Origin of the sequence: Aquipuribacter aurantiacus, from assembly GCF_051216895.1 — a bacterium.
Taxonomy (GTDB): domain Bacteria; phylum Actinomycetota; class Actinomycetes; order Actinomycetales; family JBBAYJ01; genus Aquipuribacter.
Map to the genome: position 1 here is coordinate 1 of NZ_JBPKAO010000049.1, position 487 is coordinate 487.

The following is a 487-nucleotide window of genomic DNA, read 5'->3' on the forward strand; positions in this document are numbered from 1 at the left end:
GTACTCACCCCAGGTGGGGTCCTCGGCCAGGGCGGCGGGGACCGCTGGCAGCCACGGCAGGGGCCCGCGTCCGGCCCGGCGGAGGGCCGTGTCGTCCAGGCGCCAGTCCAGGACCGCCGCGACGTCCCGTGCGTCGGTCAACTCACTGGCCGCGGCGGCCTTCTCGAGTTCGTCGATGGGATTGGTGCTGGCGGCGGCGAGCAGCAGCAGGTGCGCCCGCAGCGTGGGCCACGCCGGCGACTCCGACAGCAGGGCAGTCTCCGGTCCGGCCAGGCCGGCGACCACCTGGTCCGCCGTCCTCTCGAGGAGAGCGACGGTGTCGGGTCCGAGGTGGTCTTCGGCGGCGACGTGCAGGGCGTCGCCGTACCGCGCGGCGGCGTCACCGAGCCGTGCGGCGGGGTCGGATTGCTCGCGGGCGGTGGTGGTGGCGGAGGTGGGGGTGTCGTCGCGGGCGAGGATCGCTTCGAGGTGGTCGGTGGCGGTGAGG

General features: G+C 75.6%; 1 protein-coding gene. It reads right to left on the bottom strand.

Going from position 1 to position 487, the window contains the following annotated elements:
* Positions 1-487 (bottom strand): hypothetical protein (locus ACR80Q_RS18350; RefSeq protein WP_435379093.1); only part of this gene is annotated, 487 nt, incomplete at both ends.